Genomic DNA, 6,744 nt, shown 5'->3' on the forward strand with positions numbered 1-6,744 from the left:
TTTGTACCAAGCGATGTACCACAAGAAGGATAATGCAAGGTTTTTGAAAGTCCCAATCCTATTTTCGCAGCACTAACATCGGACTTTAACAGGTCAAAAGCCTTATTTTAAAAGGGTTTTACCATTATTCAGCAAGCCCTAATTATTCCTTAATTGACAAAAATCGAGATTTATGTTAAGGCTAATACCGCTCTTTTGTCCGATCGCAATCTGGCTCGTTCTCTTATTCTTTTTTACTGCTCTTTTTCTTGCTGTTGCCCAAGGGCGCCGGCAGTTGCAAAAGCTGCATCGAATTCCCTGTAGTCGCTGTGTTTTTTGTACCGGAGATTATCGCTTGAAATGTGCGGTGCATCCAATGCGTGCCTTTTCGGAAGAGGCACTCGATTGTCGGGATTTTGAGCGAGAAATTCAGGAAAATCAGAAAATGGGTTTCTTGAAGAAACCTGTTTTCTCAGTTTCTTTTCTCGTCATCATAACCTGGATTCTGGCTGTTAAGTTGAGAATATCGTCGATAATACCTGCTTTTTAAAGTAGGGAGACTTCCAGTTTGAGCGGTAAGCTATCAGCGTTGAGCTTGCCGCTAGAGGATTTGAGCGCATTTTTCTCTCAGACATCAGCCCTCCTCTGCTAAGATGATAATCATTATCATTTTAGCAGGCAATGGTCAATCAGATTAAGTCCCCCCGAGCAGAAAGCCCCGTTATCGAAGAAGATTCGCAAAAAATCGTAAAAATACGCCATACTTGCGCCCATATCTTAGCGATGGCTGTACAAAATCTCTTTCCTGAAACCAAAGTCGCTATTGGTCCCTGGACAGAAACGGGATTTTACTACGATTTCGATCGCCCAACACCCTTTACCCCCGAAGATTTGGAGAAAATAGCGGCAGAAATGGGGCGAATTATCGGGAAAAACCTGCCAATTATCCGAGAAGTGCTGGAAAGAAGCGAAATTGCCGCAGAAATCGAGCGCCTTAATCAACCCTACAAAAAGTTAATTTTAGAGAGAATTCCCCCAGATGAAACCATTACCCGTTATTTTATCGGTAGTCCGGACGCAGGACGGAGCGATCGAGAACCCTCGTTAATTGATGGCGCTGTTTCTCCCCCAGAAGAATTTTGGTGGGATCTGTGTGCGGGACCCCATCTCAACTCGACGGGGGAAATTAACCCAGATGCTTTCGCATTGGAGAGTGTAGCGGGTGCTTATTGGCAAGGAGATGAAAAACAGCCGCAATTACAGCGAATTTACGGCACAGCTTGGCAAACCCCCGCAGAATTACAAAATTATCTCCAACAAAAAGAAGAAGCGCAGCGACGAGATCATCGCAAATTGGGACAACAATTAAAATTATTTAGCATCCAAGAAGATGCCGGTGGCGGTTTAGTTTTTTGGCATCCCCGGGGTGCAACAATGCGTTATTTAATCGAAGATTATTGGCGCCAAGCTCATTTAGAAGCGGGTTATCAATTTCTTTATACTCCCCATCTAGCTAATTTAGATCTGTGGAAAACTTCTGGACATTGGGACTTTTATCGCGACAATATGTTTGAGGCGATCGAATTAGAACAGCAAAGCTATCAAATTAAGCCGATGAATTGTCCTTTTCATGTTTTAACCTATCAAAATGACCTGCATTCCTATCGAGAATTTCCCCTCAGATGGGCAGAATTAGGCACAGTTTATCGTTACGAGCGATCGGGGGTTTTACACGGATTAATGCGGGTAAGAGGTTTTACTCAAGATGATGCTCATATTTTCTGTTTACCAGAACAAATTGCCGCAGAGATTCTAGGAGTTTTGAACTTAACCGAGAAAATTCTCTCCGATTTTGGCTTTACTAATTATGAGGTAAATTTATCGACTCGTCCCAGTAAATCCGTGGGTAGCGATAGTGTTTGGGAATTGGCAACCGCAGCTTTAATTGAGGCCTTAAATGCTAAAAAGTGGGATTATATTGAGGATCAGGGAGGTGGGGCTTTTTATGGTCCGAAAATTGATATAAAAATTCAAGATGCGATCGGTAGAATGTGGCAATGTTCCACGATTCAGGTCGATTTTAACTTGCCAGAACGCTTTGATATGCAATATGTCGCTAGGGATGGTACTCGGGAAAGACCGATTATGATTCATCGAGCTATTTTTGGCTCTTTGGAAAGATTTTTTGGTATTTTAATCGAGAATTATGCGGGAGATTTTCCTCTCTGGTTAGCACCTATTCAAGTCCGTTTATTACCCGTTAGTGATGAACAGCATCATTATGCTTTAGAGGTAGCAGTGCAGTTAAAACAAGCTGGTTATCGAGTGGAAATCGATAAAAGTGGTGAGCGTTTAGGTAAACAAATTCGTACAGGAGAACTGGAAAAAATCCCTGTCTTAGCTGTGATTGGAAAACGAGAAGTTAGCAGTAAAACTCTAAGTGTTCGCACTCGACAAGGGGGTGATTTAGGTTCGATGACGCTGGCAGATTTATTAGAAAAAATGCAAACGGCGATCCTATCTAAAACTAATCTCTGAAACTTTTGTATAAACCGGCAATTAGTGGAGATCGATCCCCTCCAGACGAATTTAACAGGGTTGAGAAAAGCCTATTTTCTGCCAATTAATTAACTTACAAGTGGGTTAGCTGCCATGAGTTCTTTGATAATTCCCCTCTCCGATTCCCTCCCTTGTTTACCTAAATCAGGAATGCCTGTGACGATTATTACTGGTTTTTTAGGGAGTGGAAAAACCACCTTACTCAATCATATTCTTGACAATAAAGAAGGGTTAAAAGTTGCCGTCTTAATCAATGAGTTTGGGGATATTAATATTGATTCTCAATTGCTTGTTTCCATCGATGAAGATATGGTAGAATTGAGTAATGGCTGTATTTGTTGTACGATTAACGATAGTTTAATTGAGACAGTCTATCAGGTCTTAGAAAAAGAAATACCCGTGGACTATCTAATTATTGAAACCACAGGATTAGCCGATCCTTTGCCAATTATCCTCACTTTCTTGGCCACGGAGTTAAAATATTTGACTCGCTTAGATTCTATTATTACCCTCGTGGATTCTGAAACCTTTACTGCGGATCATTTTGATAGTAACATTGCCCTTAGTCAAATTCGTTATGGTGACGTGGTAATTCTCAATAAAATAGATCGAGTCAGTTCCAAGAAATTAGATGATTTAGAAAAGTTTATTCGTCGAGAAAAAGAGGGTATAAGACTCCTAAAAAGTAGTTATGGTCAGGTTCCTTTGGGTTTATTGTTAGATCTAGGTTTAACTAAAGAAGAATTGTATAAAGTCCAGTTGAGAGACTTTCAAAAAAATCGCCCAATCTCCAGTGATAATCAATCTACTGAAGACTTTAATTTTGTCTCCTTTGTTAGCGATAAACCATTTAATCTAGATAAATTTGAACCTTTTCTCACGGAAAAAATGCCGATAAATGTTTTTCGAGCTAAAGGGATTCTCTGGTTTCAACAAAGCGATTTAAAACATATTTTTCAATTGAGCGGTCTTCGTTACGATCTGCAAGCGGTAGAATGGGATACATCTCCTCAGAATCAGTTAGTTTTTATCGGCAGAAATTTAAATAAAGAGGAAATCTTGACACAACTAAACGAATGCTTGGCTAGTTCTCAAAAAATTAAAAAGGACAAACTATGAATAGACCTCTTGCAGAAATCAAAAATCGTTGTTAGGGTTAGGAGTCAGGAGCCAGTAGTCAGTAGTCAGGAGAATTAAGAATGAATAATAATCAATTAAATGGTCTATTTACAGATTTTATGCCATTTAATCCTTATTTTTGCTGTTTTTGAACTCTCAAAAATTAATTATGCAAGAACTCTAATGATTTATGGATAAAAACTTTAAAATTTAACGAACCCTCGATCCAATGGTTTACATCTCTTTGTTCTCCAAGCTCATTATCGCAAACCCTTGCACTTTACGGAAGCGGCGATCGATTAAGGGAACAATTAAAAACGAGGGGAATTACCTTAGTTGATTTACCCGATGGACAAAGCCAATGGTATCCTAGAGAAAAGAGCCATAACCATGATTAATATCTCAAGAAACCGCCAATTTTTCCCAAAATAACCTTGCTAAGTCTAGAAGATTGGTTAAAGAAGATTACTTGCCCCAATCTAACTTATGCTAGAATGATTATCATTACCACAATAAAGAAGGAGCAAAATGATTATCGTGGTGACGGGGGGTATAGCTGCGGGAAAAACCCATTGGATTCGCCAACAAATCGCCCAAAGCAAGCAGCCAAGTCTATATTTTAGTCCCCAGACGGAAACTTTTCCCATTGATCATCTCACTTTACAGAATGACTTTCCCCAGTTGTCCTCTATTTCTAGGGAAGAAGAAGACCTTTTGAGCAGTTTATCCATGGAAAACACGATCTACATGGAAGTACCATGGCATTTAGACACGCAATCCCTCGAAAGCTTTCTAAAACCCCTCAATTGTCATCGGGTAGCGATTACGTCTCCAGACGAAGAAATCCCCGAAGGACAAGTTCCCGTCGATGAAATAGTCATCAGTCCCGTCAAAACAACCATAAAAGGTGATCAATGGTTAAAAAAACGAGAAATACAGATTTATAGAGCCGTTTTAACGGGAGAAATCCTCGATTTTTCCAGTTTAACCACCTTTTGGACAGAATTAACCCAAGGGGCCTATGGGGAAGTGCTGCGGGTTAAAAGTATCTTCGATATCATCGATGGTCAGTGTATTTATGGGGAATTTATGGATGAATGGCCAGAAAAAGACTTTCAAAGCTTAAATTTCCCCTTAAATCTCGATGGGAGACCGAATCGCTTCAGTGGGATTGAAATCGTCGGTCGCAATCTCGATAAACCGACAATTGCCGATACCCTGAGTGATTGTTGTCTGTCCGATGAGGCACTTTTGTATTATCAACAACAATTTCAAGAATCTTTAGAGCCAGAAATGGAGTTAATCTGATGAAAATAGCCGTTTTATCCTGTATTCATGGCAATATGCCCGCTTTTAATGCTGTTTTGCAAGATTTAGACCAACAGGGTTGTCAAGAAATCTACTGTTTAGGGGATTTAGTTGGGTATGGACCTCATCCTAACCAAGTGGTGGAAAAAATCCGTCAACTGGGGATTACCACGGTACAAGGGTGTTGGGATGAGGATATCGTTGAGGGATTAAATGCCTGTGAGTGCAGTTATCCGTCGCTTTTAGCAGAAAAACGCGGTAGATTAGCTCATGAGTGGACAAATCAAATAATCACCCCAGAAAACCGTAATTATTTGTCAAAACTGCCCGAAATTTTTAAGCTAGATCACCTCTGTTTTGTCCATGGTAGTCCCCAAAGTAACCATGAGTATCTTTTAGCCGAAATGGACGCTTTTACGGCTTTAGAACGGGTTTTATCGGTAGATACAGAGGTTTTATTCTGTGGACATACCCACATCCCCTACATTCGCACTCTCGACGCGGGAAGCTTGCAAATAAAAGTGTATCAACCCGATGGGGAACAGTCGCGGCAATTTACCACACCGGTTAAACGTATCATCAACGTGGGATCGGTGGGAGAACCACGTCACGGTCGTCCAAATGCCACCTATGTGATTTACGATCGAGAAACGGCAGCGGTACAACTGCGAGAAGTGGCCTATAACTATCAGGAAACCTGTCAGGCTATTTTAGCATCGGGTTTACCTCCTATTTTCGCTTGGCGATTGGCTAAGGGTCTAGAATATGCGGAAAAAGCCGATGATCCGACTCATGTTTGCGAACGTTAATTTGTGATAAATCAAGAAATTATGTGGGCAATTTTAAGCGGTATTCAAGGCAATTTACCAGCCTATCAAGCGGTCTTGGAAGATATTCAGCAACGGTCAGTTACTGTAGAAAATTTATATATTTTAGGAGATTTTATCGGTGTTAATCCCGATAGTGAAATGCTAGTAGAACAAATACGTTATCCCACTAAAAATAACTTATATCCGCAGGTTTGTCGGGGATGGTGGGAAGAACAATGTCTAATTTTACACAGTTTGGGAGCAACAGGAGAACCGACGGAATTAATCCATAAACATGGAATTGATAGCACTAAACAACTCTGGGACGCAGTTTCTTTGGAAACGGTGCAATGGTTACGAAATCTCGATTTTGGTTTTGTCGAGTTGGATTGTTTATTAATTCATGGCAGTAGTGTCAGTGTTAGTGAAGAATTAACCCCCGATACTCCCCCATGGCAAATTTTAGATCGACTGCAACGGGTGGGAGTTAATAATCTATTTTGTGGTCGTGCGGGAAAAGTTTTTGATTATTCTTTACAGTCTGCTAATTTAACCAGCACTGTTACTACTTTAGATAAACGGCAACCAAGCCAAACTTTGACGATTCAAGATAAGCGTTTAATTGGGGTTGGTAGCGTTGGTAAAGAATTAAATAAAGCAGTTTACACTCTCTATAATCCTAGTAATAATTGCGTGGAGTTTAGAACCGTACCTTATTAATCTTTCAGAGATTAATTAAATATTAAAGATTAATTTAAGTAGGTAGGTGTTAAAAATTATCAGACACCCCCCTTATCAAGGGGGATCAAGGGGGGATTTATCTTCAATTTAATTAGGGCTTGCTGAATAAATCTAAAAACCTTGTTGGATAAGGCTTTTAGACTTTTTTTCCCTCAAAAAGTGCCGACCATTGGAGGGATCGGGGGTAAAATTCAGGTACTTTTTCCCTGAAAATTAGGTAACTGACTAC

General features: G+C 40.2%; 6 protein-coding genes. All 6 read left to right on the plus strand.

Translation table 11 applies throughout. The annotated features are described in order from the left end of the window. Positions 1-172 precede the first annotated feature (172 nt). The 6 genes from O9332_RS27015 (at position 173) to O9332_RS27040 (ending at position 6,494) form a co-directional block, all read left to right on the plus strand. On the plus strand, positions 173-529 hold the full coding sequence (locus O9332_RS27015) for a hypothetical protein (protein WP_002760219.1): 357 nt from the start codon (positions 173-175) through the stop codon (positions 527-529). Between the two features lie 131 nt (positions 530-660). Continuing rightward, entirely contained in the window at positions 661-2,517 is a 1,857-nt protein-coding gene (gene thrS, locus O9332_RS27020; RefSeq protein WP_288028119.1) for a threonine--tRNA ligase, read from the plus strand. Between the two features lie 114 nt (positions 2,518-2,631). Continuing rightward, positions 2,632-3,657, plus strand: a complete 1,026-nt coding sequence (locus O9332_RS27025; protein WP_002760216.1) for a CobW family GTP-binding protein — start codon at positions 2,632-2,634, stop codon at positions 3,655-3,657. 528 nt (positions 3,658-4,185) lie between these two features. After that, positions 4,186-4,965 (plus strand): hypothetical protein, encoded by a 780-nt coding sequence (locus tag O9332_RS27030; RefSeq protein ID WP_002760214.1) that lies wholly within the window; start codon positions 4,186-4,188, stop codon positions 4,963-4,965. After that, positions 4,965-5,774, plus strand: coding sequence for a metallophosphoesterase family protein (locus tag O9332_RS27035; protein ID WP_002742233.1), 810 nt, complete (start codon positions 4,965-4,967; stop codon positions 5,772-5,774). The genes O9332_RS27030 and O9332_RS27035 overlap by 1 nt, the downstream gene beginning before the upstream one ends. A 21-nt stretch (positions 5,775-5,795) precedes the next feature. Beyond that, positions 5,796-6,494 (plus strand): metallophosphoesterase family protein, encoded by a 699-nt coding sequence (locus O9332_RS27040; protein WP_002787216.1) that lies wholly within the window; start codon positions 5,796-5,798, stop codon positions 6,492-6,494. The last annotated feature ends 250 nt before the right edge of the window (positions 6,495-6,744 follow it).

Source organism: Microcystis sp. LE19-10.1B (assembly GCF_027530565.1).
GTDB lineage: Bacteria > Cyanobacteriota > Cyanobacteriia > Cyanobacteriales > Microcystaceae > Microcystis > Microcystis aeruginosa.